At 70.4% G+C, this 12,707-nt stretch carries 15 protein-coding genes; 9 read left to right on the forward strand and 6 right to left on the reverse strand.

Going from position 1 to position 12,707, the window contains the following annotated elements; translation table 11 throughout:
- Positions 1 to 124 precede the first annotated feature (124 nt).
- The 5 genes from HEK131_RS04120 to HEK131_RS04140 all read left to right on the forward strand — a co-directional run bounded on the left by HEK131_RS04120 (position 125) and on the right by HEK131_RS04140 (position 3,995).
- Positions 125 to 1,543, forward strand: a complete 1,419-nt coding sequence (locus HEK131_RS04120) for an amino acid permease (RefSeq protein WP_217463210.1) — start codon at positions 125 to 127, stop codon at positions 1,541 to 1,543.
- A 142-nt stretch (positions 1,544 to 1,685) separates the two neighbouring features.
- Positions 1,686 to 2,108 carry a Mov34/MPN/PAD-1 family protein gene (locus HEK131_RS04125; protein WP_161150558.1) on the forward strand — a complete coding sequence of 141 codons (423 nt, stop codon included), beginning with the start codon at positions 1,686 to 1,688 and terminating at the stop codon, positions 2,106 to 2,108.
- 162 nt (positions 2,109 to 2,270) lie between these two features.
- A complete protein-coding gene (locus tag HEK131_RS04130) occupies positions 2,271 to 2,549 on the forward strand; it encodes a MoaD/ThiS family protein (RefSeq protein ID WP_161150559.1) in 279 nt (92 codons plus the stop codon).
- Between the two features lie 17 nt (positions 2,550 to 2,566).
- On the forward strand, positions 2,567 to 3,517 hold the full coding sequence (locus HEK131_RS04135) for a PLP-dependent cysteine synthase family protein (RefSeq protein WP_161150560.1): 951 nt from the start codon (positions 2,567 to 2,569) through the stop codon (positions 3,515 to 3,517).
- A gap of 85 nt (positions 3,518 to 3,602) precedes the next feature.
- On the forward strand, positions 3,603 to 3,995 hold the full coding sequence (locus HEK131_RS04140) for a hypothetical protein (protein WP_244333699.1): 393 nt from the start codon (positions 3,603 to 3,605) through the stop codon (positions 3,993 to 3,995).
- A 22-nt stretch (positions 3,996 to 4,017) separates the two neighbouring features.
- On the opposite strand, the gene HEK131_RS04145 is transcribed toward HEK131_RS04140, so the two are convergent.
- Positions 4,018 to 4,425, reverse strand: a complete 408-nt coding sequence (locus HEK131_RS04145) for a type II toxin-antitoxin system PemK/MazF family toxin (RefSeq protein WP_244333700.1) — start codon at positions 4,423 to 4,425, stop codon at positions 4,018 to 4,020.
- A gap of 220 nt (positions 4,426 to 4,645) precedes the next feature.
- Between HEK131_RS04145 and HEK131_RS04150 the strand changes: the two genes are divergently transcribed.
- Positions 4,646 to 5,398: an MBL fold metallo-hydrolase gene (locus HEK131_RS04150; protein WP_217463207.1), complete on the forward strand. Its 753-nt coding sequence runs from the start codon at positions 4,646 to 4,648 to the stop codon at positions 5,396 to 5,398.
- Positions 5,399 to 5,464: 66 nt separating this feature from the next.
- On the opposite strand, the gene HEK131_RS04155 is transcribed toward HEK131_RS04150, so the two are convergent.
- On the reverse strand, positions 5,465 to 6,730 hold the full coding sequence (locus tag HEK131_RS04155) for a PTS transporter subunit EIIC (RefSeq protein ID WP_244333701.1): 1,266 nt from the start codon (positions 6,728 to 6,730) through the stop codon (positions 5,465 to 5,467).
- A 250-nt stretch (positions 6,731 to 6,980) separates the two neighbouring features.
- On the opposite strand from HEK131_RS04155, the gene HEK131_RS04160 reads away from it, so the two are divergent.
- The 3 genes from HEK131_RS04160 (at position 6,981) to HEK131_RS04170 (ending at position 8,623) form a co-directional block, all read left to right on the forward strand.
- Positions 6,981 to 7,214: a glucose PTS transporter subunit EIIB gene (locus HEK131_RS04160; RefSeq protein ID WP_217463205.1), complete on the forward strand. Its 234-nt coding sequence runs from the start codon at positions 6,981 to 6,983 to the stop codon at positions 7,212 to 7,214.
- Positions 7,215 to 7,292: 78 nt separating this feature from the next.
- Positions 7,293 to 8,030 (forward strand): ribonuclease PH, encoded by a 738-nt coding sequence (rph, locus tag HEK131_RS04165; protein WP_217463204.1) that lies wholly within the window; start codon positions 7,293 to 7,295, stop codon positions 8,028 to 8,030.
- Between the two features lie 194 nt (positions 8,031 to 8,224).
- Positions 8,225 to 8,623: a hypothetical protein gene (locus HEK131_RS04170; protein ID WP_217463203.1), complete on the forward strand. Its 399-nt coding sequence runs from the start codon at positions 8,225 to 8,227 to the stop codon at positions 8,621 to 8,623.
- Positions 8,624 to 8,627: 4 nt separating this feature from the next.
- Here the strand turns inward: HEK131_RS04170 and HEK131_RS04175 are convergent, their stop codons facing one another.
- Genes HEK131_RS04175 through HEK131_RS04190 form a run of 4 tightly spaced genes read right to left on the reverse strand, consistent with a single transcriptional unit; the run spans position 8,628 to position 11,977 of the window.
- Complete coding sequence (locus tag HEK131_RS04175; protein ID WP_244333702.1) at positions 8,628 to 9,377, reverse strand: DUF1707 SHOCT-like domain-containing protein; 750 nt, start codon at positions 9,375 to 9,377, stop codon at positions 8,628 to 8,630.
- 9 nt (positions 9,378 to 9,386) lie between these two features.
- On the reverse strand, positions 9,387 to 10,358 hold the full coding sequence (locus tag HEK131_RS04180) for an ABC transporter ATP-binding protein (RefSeq protein WP_244333703.1): 972 nt from the start codon (positions 10,356 to 10,358) through the stop codon (positions 9,387 to 9,389).
- A gap of 4 nt (positions 10,359 to 10,362) precedes the next feature.
- Positions 10,363 to 11,127 carry an ABC transporter permease gene (locus tag HEK131_RS04185; protein WP_217463231.1) on the reverse strand — a complete coding sequence of 255 codons (765 nt, stop codon included), beginning with the start codon at positions 11,125 to 11,127 and terminating at the stop codon, positions 10,363 to 10,365.
- 49 nt (positions 11,128 to 11,176) lie between these two features.
- Positions 11,177 to 11,977: an ABC transporter permease gene (locus HEK131_RS04190; RefSeq protein ID WP_217463200.1), complete on the reverse strand. Its 801-nt coding sequence runs from the start codon at positions 11,975 to 11,977 to the stop codon at positions 11,177 to 11,179.
- Positions 11,978 to 12,707: the final 730 nt, after the last annotated feature.

Consider the following 12,707-nt stretch of genomic DNA (forward strand, 5'->3'; position numbering starts at 1 on the left):
GGCGACCGCCGGCCAGGCAACGAGCGGGTCGCTGACCTGCTCACTCCATCAGTTCCGGGGGGATCGAGACCCGATCCGAGGCCGAGTGAAGGCCACGGGTCGGCATGGAGAAAGGCGCACCACCATGGCCTCTGAGAAGGTCACCGAAGCCCCTGAAGAGGGTTACGAGCGAGGGCTCGGCAGCCGGCAGGTCCAGATGATCGCCATCGGTGGCGCCGTCGGAGTCGGCCTGTTCCTGGGAGCCGGGGCGAACATCGCCAAGGCGGGCCCCAGCCTCATCCTCATGTACGCGCTCGCGGGCGCGATCATCTTCTTCATCATGCGAGCCCTGGGCGAGCTGCTGCTCTACCGCCCGGTGTCCGGCTCGTTCGCCGAGTACTCGCGCGAGTTCCTCGGCCCGTTCTTCGGTTACTTCACCGGCTGGACGTACTGGCTGATGTGGGTCGTGACCGGCATGGCCGAGCTGACGGCCGCCGCGATCTACGTCAACTACTGGTTCCCGGCCGTGCCTCGGTGGGTCACGGCACTGGTCTTCCTGGTGGTCCTGTTCGGGGCCAACCTGATCTCCGTGAAGCTCTTCGGTGAGCTGGAGTTCTGGTTCTCGATGGTCAAGGTCACCGCCCTGATCGGCATGATCGTCATCGGCCTCGGCGTGCTGACCTTCGGCTTCAGCGCCGCCGGTGACACCGCCTCGGTGGCGAACCTCTACCAGTTCGACGGTTTCTTCCCCAAGGGCGTCGGCTCCTCGCTGATGACCCTGCAGGGCGTGATGTTCGCCTACCTCGCGGTCGAGCTGGTCGGCGTCACCGCCGGCGAGTCCGAGGACCCGGAGAAGACGCTGCCCAAGGCGATCAACACCCTGCCCTGGCGCATCGCCCTCTTCTACGTCGGTGCCCTCACCGTCATCCTCTGCGTGGTCAAGTGGACCGAGTTCGCGCCGGGCGTCAGCCCGTTCGTGAAGGCGTTCGCCATGATCGGCATCCCGGCCGGCGCGGGCATCGTGAACTTCGTCGTCCTCACCGCCGCCCTGTCCTCCTGCAACTCCGGCATGTACTCCACGGGCCGGATGCTGCGCACCCTGGCGGACAACGGCGAGGCCCCGCGCGTCTTCGCCAAGCTGTCCTCCACCAAGGCCCCGGCGCTCGGCATCACCGTCTCGGTGCTGTTCATGGGCATCGGCGTGGTGCTGAACTACATCGTCCCGGAGAAGGCGTTCGGTTACGTCACCTCCATCGCCACCGCCGCGGGCATCTGGACCTGGCTGATGATCCTGATCAGCCACGTCCTCTACCGCCGCAAGGTCGTCGCCGGCGAACTGCCCGCCTCGTCCTTCCCGGCGCCCGGCGGCTCGGTCTGCTCGTACATCGCCATCGTCTTCCTGCTCTTCGTCACCGGTCTGATCGCGTACGATGCCGACTCCCGCATCTGCCTGTACGTGATGGCGGTGTGGGCAGCAGCGCTCGGCATCGGCTGGCTGGTCATGAAGTCCCGCACGCCCGAGACCGGCGAGCGTGACGAACCGGCGCTGGAGAAGGTGGGCTGACCACCACAGGGACCATCCAGGACGCCCGGTCCCCGGGAGTACTCGTGGCACCCCCGGGGGCCGCCGCTCAGGGCGTCCGCCATGCGGGCCGTCCCGTACCGCACTGCGGTACGGGACGGCCCGTCCCCCTATCCTGGCCCGCATGCTGACCATCACCCAGGACCTGTACGACCGGATCGTCGCCCACGCCCGCGAGGACCACCCCGACGAGGCGTGCGGTGTGGTGGCCGGGCCGGAGGGTGCCGGGCGCCCCGAGCGCTTCATCCCGATGCTGAACGCGGCCCGCTCGCCCACGTTCTACGAATTCGACTCCCAGGACCTGTTGAAGCTCTACCGGGAGATGGACGACCGCGACGAGGAGCCGGTGGTGATCTACCACTCCCACACCGCGACCGAGGCGTACCCCTCCCGTACCGACATCGGCTACGCGAACGAGCCCGGCGCGCACTACGTCCTGGTCTCCACGGCGGACTCCGACGGCCTCGGCGACTTCCAGTTCCGTTCGTTCCGCATCCTGGACGGAGAGGTCACCGAGGAGGAGGTCAAGGTCGTCGAGGCGTACTGATCCCACTCCCCGGTCGGAAAACGTCCATCATCCGGGACGGGATTCCGGAGGGTGGACCGGGAATCGATACGATGAGCTCATGGTTCTGACTGTGGTGCGCGCCTTCTGCTGACGTACCGAGCCGCAGCCCCGACGAACACCTTCGAACAGGAGCCCGCAACCATGGCCATCGAGGTCCGCATCCCGACCATCCTCCGCCAGTACACCGACGGCCAGAAGGCGGTCGAAGGCAACGGGGAGACCCTCGCCGACCTGTTCGCCGACCTCGAGACCCGGCACGCGGGCATCCAGGGCCGCGTGGTCGACGGCGGGCAGTTGCGCCGGTTCGTCAACGTGTACCTGAACGACGAGGACGTCCGCTTCGTCGACGGCATCGACACCAAGCTGTCGGACGGCGACACCGTGACCATCCTGCCGGCCGTCGCCGGCGGCATGGCCTGATCGGCCGCCGCGCCCTCATGCGTTACGACTCCCCGCTGGCCGCGGTGGGCAACACCCCCCTGGTGCGCCTGCCGCGGCTCTCGCCGTCCCCCGACGTCCGGATCTGGGCCAAGCTGGAGGACCGCAATCCGACCGGCTCCGTCAAGGACCGGCCCGCGCTGCACATGATCGAGCAGGCGGAGAAGGACGGCCGGCTCACCCCGGGCTGCACCATCCTGGAGCCCACCTCCGGCAACACCGGCATCTCCCTGGCCATGGCCGCCAAGCTCAAGGGCTACCGCATGGTCTGCGTGATGCCGGAGAACACCTCCCGCGAGCGCCGTGACCTGCTCGGCATGTGGGGCGCCGAGATCGTCCCGTCCCCGGCGGCGGGCGGCTCCAACACCGCCGTCCGCGTCGCCAAGGAGCTGGCCGCCGAGCATCCCGACTGGGTGATGCTCTACCAGTACGGCAACCCCGACAACGCGGGCGCCCACTACGCGGGCACCGGTCCCGAGATCCTGGCCGACCTGCCCTCCGTCACCCACTTCGTCGCGGGCCTCGGCACCACCGGCACCCTGATGGGCGTCGGCCGCTACCTGCGCGAGCAGAAGCCGGACGTGAAGATCGTCGCCGCCGAGCCGCGCTACGACGACCTGGTCTACGGCCTGCGCAACCTCGACGAGGGCTTCGTGCCCGAGCTGTACGACGCCTCCGTGCTCACCACCCGCTTCTCCGTCGGCTCGGCGGACGCGGTGGCCCGTACCCGTGAACTCCTCCAGCAGGAGGGCATCTTCGCGGGCGTCTCCACCGGCGCCGTGCTGCACGCGGCGCTCGGGGTGGGCCGCAAGGCGGTCAAGGCGGGGGAGAGCGCCGACATCGTCTTCGTCGTCGCCGACGGCGGCTGGAAGTACCTCTCCACCGGGGTCTACACGGCGGCGACCACCGAAGAGGCGGTCGAGACCCTCCAGGGCCAGCTCTGGGCCTGAGGGGAGCCGTTCGGGGCGGTCGCGCGTCACACCGGTACCAGTGGTGCCGGTGTCCCGGCCGGCCCCGGACGGAGAGGCGGTCCCCATGCGCCGTACGACACCCTTTGCCCTCGCCGCGCTCGCGGCGGCCCTGCTGCTGGCGGGCTGCGGGGAGGGCCGGAGCGACGCGGGCCGGAGCGTGTCACCGGAACCGACCCGCGAGAACTGCGCCGGGGCGCTGCGGCTGACCGCCGCCGACTCCGGGCGCACCCTGTGCCTGGCCAAGGGCGGTGAGCTGCGACTCTCCCTCGACGGCGACAAGGCCCGCCCCTGGAAGCCGGTCCGGACCGAGGGCGGCGCGCTCACCGCGATCAACTCGGGCTTCGTCCTCCAGCCGGGCGACGCGAACGCCGCCTACCGCGCGGAGAAGACCGGCACCGTCGAACTGACCTCCACCCATGGCACCGAGCGGTGGCAGGTCACGGTGCGGGTGCGCTAGGGCCTTTCCGCCGGACGGGCCCTCAGCCGGCGAGGTGCCGGACCCGGTCCCACAGGGCCGGGTCGGCCTCGCCCACGCGACGGCGCAGTGCCCCCACGGGCAGCTCGTGCAGCGCTCCGGGGTCGAGGTAGCGGGGGCCTTCGCCCAGTACGCCGCCCGGCAGCGGGATCAGCTCGGAGTGCTCCGTCTCGGGGCGGCCGGTGATGCGGACGACCATGGCCCGCCCGTCGCGCACGGCCAGCACCAGGCAGGGCACCGGCTCGGCCCACCAGATGTCGCCGGGGCGCGGACGCTCCGTCAACTCCCTTGCCGCAACGGCCCGTACACGCCGACGACGCGGCCGGTGCCCCCGTCCCCAGCCGTCCACCAGCGTGGCGACCAGGGCCAGCAGAAGCACCGCGACCAGCGCAGCCCACCAGGTCGTGTCCATGCGAGGACGTTACCGGCGCGCACCGCCCACCGCGCGCCCTCGACTCGTCCCCACGCGCCCCCGGTCCAGCCGAACCGGTGACAGCACAGGTGAGTTCGCCCACAACGGCCCCTGGCGAAGGAGCGACCCGCGCTTTCGCGCCTTACGCTCGACAAACCGCACAACCCAGCCCCGCCGCTCTTCGCCCACCCCTTTTTCCGCCAGCGGAGGTTTCTGTTTCATGAAGCTCACCGTCGTCGGCTGCTCGGGGTCGTTCCCGTCCGCGGAATCGGCCTGTTCGAGCTACCTCGTCGAGGCCGACGGCTTCCGGCTGCTTCTCGACATGGGCAACGGCGCCCTCGGCGAGCTGCAGCGCCATTGCGGTCTCTACGACCTCGACGCGATCTTCCTCAGCCATCTGCACGCCGATCACTGCATCGACATGTGCGCGTATTTCGTGGCGCGGTACTACCGGTACGAAGGCGGCCGCTGCGCGCCGATCCCGGTCTACGGCCCCGAGGGCACCGAGCACCGGCTGACCACCGCGTACGCCGACACGCCCTCCGCGTCCTCGATGAGCGAGGTCTTCGACTTCCACACGGTCAAGCCGTCCACGTTCGAGATCGGCCCCTTCACGGTGCACACCGAGCGGGTGCGGCACCCGGTGGAGGCGTACGCGATCCGGATCGAGCACGGGGGCAAGTCCCTGACGTACTCGGGGGACACCGGGGTCAGCCCGGCGCTGGACGAGCTGGCGCGGGACGCGGATCTCTTCCTGTGCGAGGCGGCGTTCACGCACGGCAAGGAGAACATCCCCGACCTGCACCTCAACGGCCGCGAGGCCGGGGAGTCGGCCACCCGGGCGGGCGCCCGCATGCTCGTCCTGACCCACATCCCCCCGTGGACCGACCCCCAGGTCAACCTGGCCCACGCCCGCGAGACGTTCACCGGCCGCGTGGAGCTGGCGGTGCCCCGCATGACGTACGAGCTGTAGCCCCGAGCACGACGAAGGCCCCGGAACCTCAGGAGGTTCCGGGGCCTTACGCGTCCTTCGGCCGGGTTACTTGGCCTCGGCCTTCTGGAGTTCGGCCAGCTCCTCGTCGGACTCGCGGCCCGGCGTGGGGAGGTTCCACTTGGTGATGGCGAAGCGGAAGACCACGTAGTAGACGACCGCGAAGCAGAGGCCGACCAGGATGAGGCCCAGCGGGTTCGACGCGATGCCCCAGTTCAGGCCGAAGTCGATCGCGCCGGCGGAGAAGCCGAAGCCGTCCCGCATGCCCAGCGACCAGGTCAGCGCCATGGAGACACCGGTGAGCACCGCGTGGATCGCGTACAGCACCGGGGCGATGAACATGAAGGTGAACTCGATCGGCTCGGTGACACCGGTGAAGAACGAGGTCAGCGCGAGGGAGAACATCATGCCGCCGACGACCTTGCGGCGCTCAGGGCGCGCGCAGTGCACGATGGCGAGGCAGGCGGCGGGGAGCGCGAACATCATGATCGGGAAGAAGCCGGTCATGAACTGGCCCGCGTGCGGGTCACCGGCGAGGAAGCGCGCGATGTCGCCGCTCTTGCCCTGGTAGTCACCGGCCTGGAACCACGGGAACGAGTTCAGCAGGTGGTGCATGCCGATCGGGATCAGCGCGCGGTTGGCGACACCGAAGATGCCGGCGCCCACGGCGCCCGAGCCGACCAGCCACTCACCGAAGCTGTGCAGACCGGTGCCGAGGACCGGCCAGATGAAGCCGAAGACGATGCCGATGAGCAGACCCGCGAGCGCGGAGAGGATCGGGACCAGACGGCGGCCGCCGAAGAAGCCGGCCCAGTCGGGCAGCTTGGTGCGGTAGAAGCGCTGGTAGAGCAGGGCGACGACGATGCCCATCACCACGCCGCCGAGGACCTTGGCGTCCACCGGGGCATTCACCATGACGACCTTGCCGTCGACGGCGGTGGCCACCTTCGGCAGGTTCTTGTCGGTGAACGTGGCCAGCACGTTCTTGAAGACCAGGTAACCGACGACCGCGGCGAGCGCCGTGGAGCCGTCCGACTTCTTGGCGAAGCCGATGGCGATGCCCACCGCGAACAGCAGCGCCATGTTGTCCAGGATCGCGTTGCCGCCCGCGGCCATGAAGGAGGCGATCTTGGTCAGGAACGCCGGGTAGGAGGGGTCACCCAGCATGTCGGGGTTGCCGAGCCGAACCAGCAGGGCGGCGGCGGGGAGCACCGCGACCGGCAGCATCAGGCTGCGGCCGATCCGCTGGAGGACGCCCATCACCTTGGCGCCCCTCTTCTTCTCGGCCGGGGGCGCGGCGCTGGCCGTGGTCACAACTTCCTCCAGTTGGGCAGGGCGCCGCCCTGGGACCATGGAAGGGGACGGCAGCGTCTGTGGTCTACACCACTTGTGGTGTAGACCTGTTGTAGCACGATGGCACGGATATAAGTAACCCGTGAAATAGCGACCGTGGGGCTACACGGTGTGCAGGGCCCGCGAGTTGTGGGCGGCGGTTTGGTGGGGTTCCCCATGGTGGTGTAGACCAGTCTCCGGACGGTTCTCGTTCGGATCAGGGAGAAGGAACATGGCCACCAAGGCTGAGAAGATCGTCGCCGGGCTCGGCGGCATCGACAACATCGACGAGGTCGAGGGCTGCATCACCCGCCTGCGTACCGAGGTCCACGACGCGTCGCTCGTCGACGAGGTCGCCCTGAAGGCCGCCGGCGCCCACGGTGTCGTGAAGATGGGCACCGCCATCCAGGTCGTCATCGGCACCGACGCGGACCCGATCGCCGCGGAGATCGAAGACATGATGTGAGCTTTCCGCTCACCGTCACGAGGGGCTTCTCCCACCGAGGGAGGAGCCCCTCGCGTCACTCCCGATAGGCTCACCGTCATGTCTCGAATCGACGGCCGCACCCCCGAACAGCTCCGCCCCGTCACCATCGAACGCGGCTGGAGCAAGCACGCCGAGGGCTCCGTCCTCGTCTCCTTCGGCGACACCAAGGTGTTCTGCACCGCCAGCGTCACCGAAGGCGTCCCCCGCTGGCGCAAGGGCAGCGGCGAGGGCTGGGTCACCGCCGAGTACTCCATGCTGCCCCGCTCCACCAACACCCGCGGCGACCGCGAGTCCGTCCGGGGCAAGATCGGCGGGCGCACGCATGAGATCTCCCGCCTGATCGGCCGCTCGCTGCGCGCCGTCATCGACTACAAGGCGCTCGGCGAGAACACCATCGTGCTCGACTGCGACGTCCTCCAGGCCGACGGCGGCACCCGCACCGCCGCCATCACCGGCGCCTACGTCGCCCTCGCCGACGCGATCGCCTGGGCCCAGCGCAAGAAGCTGATCAAGGCCAACCGTCAGCCGCTCACCGGTACCGTCGGCGCCGTCTCGGTCGGCATCGTGGACGGCGTCCCGCTGCTCGACCTCTGCTACGAGGAGGACGTGCGCGCCGAGACCGACATGAACGTGGTCTGCACCGGCGACGGCCGCTTCGTGGAGATCCAGGGCACCGCCGAGGCCGAGCCCTTCACCCGCGAGGAACTGAACGCCCTGCTCGACCTGGGCGTCGCCGGCTGCGCCGAACTCACCGAGTTCCAGCGGGCCGCCCTCGCGCTCACCCTGCCCGAGTAGAACGAGTACGCCGAGTAAGCCGAGTAGCCCCGGCAGGCCCGAGCGGTCCGGCTGCTCCGGCGGCCGGGTAAAGGAAACCCCAAAAACAGGTGGCCGTACGGGCAACCCCGCCCCGTCGGACGGCGTCTTGGACGGTACGGGCGCGCGGCTCATCACCGCGCGCCCGTCCAGCCGTACCAGGGGAGGAACACCGCATGGCCGCCAGTCGCCGCCGACGCCGTATCACCGCCATCGCCGCTGTCGCGGCCGCCGCGCTCACCGTGGGGCTCACGTCCGGCTGCGACGCCGTGAGCAAGGCCCTGGACTGTGTGCAGACCGCGGACTCCATCGCCGACAGCGTCACCGACCTCCAGCAGGCCGTGGAGAACGCCGCGAACGACCCGGCGCAGGCCGACGCCTCCCTCGACTCCATCGAGAAGAACCTCGACAAGATCGGCGACCGGACGGACGACGCCGACGTCAACAAGGCGGTCGACGACCTGAACACAGCCGTCTCGAACGTCCGCACCGCCATCAAGAACGGCGACAACACCCCGGACATCACCCCGGTCACCAGCGCGGCGGGTGAACTCACCAAGGTCTGCACGCCGTAGGGCTTCAGTGCCCGTCGCGGTCCTCGCGGCGGGCATGCCGCAGTTGGTGACGGGCCTCGCGGCGGTCCAGCCGATCCTGGCGGCGCAGCTCCTTCAGCCGCTGCCGCTCGGCCCGCGTGAGCTTGCGCTCCACGCCGACCCCGCCCCAGAACGCGAACCCGCTGATGATCACGCGCGGCGCCCCCGGCTCGCCCGGCTCGTCCCGGTCGGGGTGCTCGAAGCCGCCCATCACGCCGATGCCGCGCACCACCACCTCGACCCCCGGCGGCACGATCACCTCCAGGCCGCCCATCACGGCCACGCAGTTGATCTCGACCTCGCGGTCCGCGAAGTACGCCTCGCGCAGGTCGATCTCGCCGCCGCCCATGAAGGCGAAGCAGGTGAACTTCTTCGGCATCGTCCAGCGCCCCTTGCGTTGGAACCCGGACAGCACCGCCACCGCACCCGTCGACGTGCCCTCGCCCCCGACGATCCGGGACGCCCAACTCCCGTCCTCCACGGGCTGCTTGATGAAGGAGACCGGAGGCGCCGAGACGCCGGGCGCGGGGAGATCACTGGTCAGCGGTGCCAGCTCGCCGTAGGTGCGCGCCTGGTACGCCGACTCCAGCCGCTCCTCGAACTCCGCCATGTCCAGGCGGCCTTCGGCCAGCCCGTCGCGCAGGATCTCGACGACCCGCTCGCGGTCGGCGTCCGAGGCCCGGAGGTCGGGGACGGGAGGGGTGGAACGGCGGTCCGGGGCAGCGTCGTCGCTCATGACAGCAGACTACGAGACCGCCTTCTCCGCGTACATCTTCGCGATGACCGCCTCGATGTCGGGCTCGCGCACCGACAGGTCCACCAGCGGATACCCGGCCGCGATGTGCGCCACCAGCGGAGCCGCCGACTGCCCGGCAGGGAACGCCAGCCACTGCCGGGGCCCCTCCACCCGCACCACCCGCGCCGACGGCGCCTCGATCGGCGGGAGTTCGCGCTCCAGGTCCACCACCAGCGTCCGCTCGCCGTCCCCGGCCTCGTGCAGCCCGGTCAGCGAACCGTCGTACACCAGGTGCCCGTGGTCGATCACCATCACCCGCGAGCACAACTGCTCGATGTCCTGGAGGTCATGGGTGGTGAGCAGCACCGTCGTGCCGCGCTCGGCGTTCAGCTCCTTGAGGAACCCCCGCACCTTGGCCTTGGAGACGACGTCCAGGCCGATCGTCGGCTCGTCCAGGTACAGCACCTCCGGGTCGTGCAGCAGGGCCGCCGCGATGTCGCCGCGCATCCGCTGGCCCAGCGAGAGCTGCCGCACCGGTACGTCCAACAGGTCTTCCAGCTCCAGCAGTTCGACGCAGCGCGCCAGGTTCTCCCGGTAACGGGCGTCCGGGATGCGGTACATGCGGTGCGCCAGCCGGTAGGAGTCGATCAGCGGCAGGTCCCACCACAGGGTCGTGCGCTGCCCGAACACCACCCCGATCCGGTGCGCCAGCCGCGTCCGCTCCCGCGAGGGGTCGATCCCGGCCACCCGCAGCCGGCCCGAGGTCGGGGTGAGGATGCCGGTCAGCATCTTGATCGTGGTCGACTTGCCCGCGCCGTTCGGCCCGATGTAGCCGACCATCTCACCGCGCGCCACGGTGAACGAGATCGAGTCCACCGCCCGCACCTCGCGCCGCTCCCGCTTGAGGAACCCCGTCTTCCTGCGCACCTCGAAGACCTTGCCGACCTTCTCCAGCGCGATGAACCCCTCGCCGTCCGCCATCAGTTCAGCTCCCCGTGCTCCGGTACGAACGCAGTCCCGCCCGCCAGGCCAGCCCCGCGAGCGCACAGCACGCCAGCGCCACCAGCGGGGAGGCGAACGCCGTCCACCCCGGCAGCCCCAGCGGATACGGGCGCCCCAGCACATAGGAGGCGGGCACCCAGTTGACGAAGGCCAGCGGCAGCACGAAGGTCACCCCGCGCACCAGTTCCGCGGTGAACACCGTCGGCGGGTACTGGAGCAGCGTCGTACCGCCGTAGGTGAAGGCGTTCTGCACCTCCGAGGCGTCCTGCGCCAGGAACTGGAAGGCCGCGCCCGCCACGAACACCGCGCAGAAGATCCCGCAGCCGCCCGCGATCATCAGCGGCATCAGCAGCAGCTTCGCCGCCGTCCAGTCCACCTCGATCCGGCTCAGCGACCAGCCCAGCACCAGCGCCCCCTGCGTCACCCGGCCCAGCCTCCGAAGCGCGAACCGGTCCGCCGCGACCTGCGCCAGCACCGGTGCCGGCCGCACCAGCAGCGTGTCCAGCGTGCCGTCCCGCACCCGGCGCCCGAGCCGGTCCATCGACCCGATCAGCAGGTCCGCCAGCCCGAACGCCACCCCGGACAGGCCGTAGAGGAACGCCACCTCGGGCAGCGACCAGCCCGCCAGGGAGTCCACGCGGGAGAACATCAGCATGATGGCGACGAAGTCGAAGAAGGTCGCCACGAAGTTCCCGAGCGTGGTCATCACGAACGACACCCGGTAGGCCATCGTGGACCGCACCCACATCCCCGCGATCAGCCCGTACGCCCGTACCCCCTCCCGCACCCGGCCCCGCTCAGCCACCCTGGACCACCACCCGCCGGGTCGCCACCGACTGCAGCAGGCGCCCGGCGCCCAGCAGCGCCACCGCCCAGGCGGCCTGGAACAGCCAGGTGGCCAGGGGATTCGCCCGGCCCAGCAGCACGTCCGCCGGGGCCTGGAGCAGCGCCGACCAGGGCAGCGCCCGGACCACCTCGCCGAGCGTGCCCGGAAAGACGTTCAGCGGCAGCAGCATCCCCGAACAGAAGTGCCCGGCCAGCCAGGCGATCCGGGTCACCCCCGAGCCGTCCAGCAGCCAGAACGTGCTCAGCGCCACCAGGTAGCGGATGCCGAAGCCGACCAGCATCGCCAGCGCCACCGTCACCAGCAGGGCCAGCCAGGTGCCGACGTCCGAGGGCAGGTACGCCGGGAAGCAGAGCATCCCGATGAGGAACGGCACCACCCCGCGCCCCAGCAACTGGAAGCAGGCCCGGCCCAGATCGGCCGCCAGCCACCACAGTTGGAGATCGGCGGGCCGGTAGAGGTCGACCGCGACGTCACCCGTACGGATGCGTTCCATCAACTCTTCCTCGACACCGCCGCCGCCGATCGCCAGCGTCGACAGCAGGGCCTGCCCGAGCCAGACGTAGGTCACGGCCTGCGCCTGGTCATATCCGCCCAAGTGCGGCCTGGCGTCCCACAAGGCACGGTAGGTGCACACGATGATGAGGCCGAACACGGTGTTGGTGAACACCCCTGCCGCAGTGGCGGCCCGGTAGGTCGCGTACCGTCTGAATCCCCCTGCCGCGACGGCCACGTACAACCGTCCAGCGCCCACGCGAGTCCACCTCCTAGGACTGCTCGACACCGAAGCGCAGGAGCCTAGCCCCCGGCCCCGCGAACGGCCACGCGTTTTCCGTGACCGAAGCGTGCCGGAATCCGGGAACGGTTCGCCAGGTGCGAGAGTCTTCAAACAGGGGGCGCAGAAGGCGTACGAGGCGTACGGGAACGTACGACGAAACAGGAGTCCGTGCACGACATGAGCGACGAGCCGCAGCCGCAGCAGCCGAACGAGGGCGGGGCGCCGAACGAACCTCTGCCGGCTGAGGGGCCCGCAGCAGCGCGACCGCAGGCGGAACCGGCGAAGAGTCCGGCCGACCGCAAGTCCGCGCAGGCCGGGAAGCCGCCGGAGAGCGCGCCCGCGCGTGACTCCGCCACGCCCAACACCCCCCGCCCGTCCGGGCCTTCGGCCACGGGAGGGAAGCCCGACGCCGCACCGGCGAAGAAGGCCGACGGCCCGGCCGGAGCCAAGGGCACCCCGGCGGCGAAGGACGCCGGGAAGCCGGCCACGAGCGGACAGGCACCCGCCGTGCCCACGCCCCGTGCCGACCGGAGCGGTCAGGCGCAGGGCGGCTCCGGTGCCGCTCGCACGGCCGGGAAGTCCGGTGCCGAGCAGACCCCGGCGGTCGAGAGCACGCAGGTGCTGCGGCGCGTCAAGGCGCCGACCGGGGCCGCCAAGCCTCCGGCCGGCGGCGGGAAGCCTCCCGTCGGCGGTGGCAACTCTCCCG

Origin of the sequence: Streptomyces seoulensis (assembly GCF_022846655.1) — a bacterium.
GTDB lineage: Bacteria > Actinomycetota > Actinomycetes > Streptomycetales > Streptomycetaceae > Streptomyces.

Excerpts from the sequence above, each read along its gene's own strand:
- HEK131_RS04145 (WP_244333700.1), bottom strand. The coding sequence starts at position 4,425 with ATGGACACGACCTGGTGGGCTGCGCTGGTCGCGGTGCTTCTGCTGGCC.
- HEK131_RS04180 (WP_244333703.1), bottom strand. The coding sequence starts at position 10,358 with ATGGCGGACGGCGAGGGGTTCATCGCGCTGGAGAAGGTCGGCAAGGTC.
- HEK131_RS04175 (WP_244333702.1), bottom strand. The coding sequence starts at position 9,377 with ATGAGCGACGACGCTGCCCCGGACCGCCGTTCCACCCCTCCCGTCCCC.
- HEK131_RS04135 (WP_161150560.1), top strand. The coding sequence starts at position 2,567 with ATGCGTTACGACTCCCCGCTGGCCGCGGTGGGCAACACCCCCCTGGTG.
- HEK131_RS04125 (WP_161150558.1), top strand. The coding sequence starts at position 1,686 with ATGCTGACCATCACCCAGGACCTGTACGACCGGATCGTCGCCCACGCC.
- HEK131_RS04130 (WP_161150559.1), top strand. The coding sequence starts at position 2,271 with ATGGCCATCGAGGTCCGCATCCCGACCATCCTCCGCCAGTACACCGAC.
- HEK131_RS04170 (WP_217463203.1), top strand. The coding sequence starts at position 8,225 with ATGGCCGCCAGTCGCCGCCGACGCCGTATCACCGCCATCGCCGCTGTC.
- rph (WP_217463204.1), top strand. The coding sequence starts at position 7,293 with ATGTCTCGAATCGACGGCCGCACCCCCGAACAGCTCCGCCCCGTCACC.
- HEK131_RS04120 (WP_217463210.1), top strand. The coding sequence starts at position 125 with ATGGCCTCTGAGAAGGTCACCGAAGCCCCTGAAGAGGGTTACGAGCGA.
- HEK131_RS04185 (WP_217463231.1), bottom strand. The coding sequence starts at position 11,127 with ATGTGGGTGCGGTCCACGATGGCCTACCGGGTGTCGTTCGTGATGACC.
- HEK131_RS04150 (WP_217463207.1), top strand. The coding sequence starts at position 4,646 with ATGAAGCTCACCGTCGTCGGCTGCTCGGGGTCGTTCCCGTCCGCGGAA.
- HEK131_RS04140 (WP_244333699.1), top strand. The coding sequence starts at position 3,603 with ATGCGCCGTACGACACCCTTTGCCCTCGCCGCGCTCGCGGCGGCCCTG.
- HEK131_RS04160 (WP_217463205.1), top strand. The coding sequence starts at position 6,981 with ATGGCCACCAAGGCTGAGAAGATCGTCGCCGGGCTCGGCGGCATCGAC.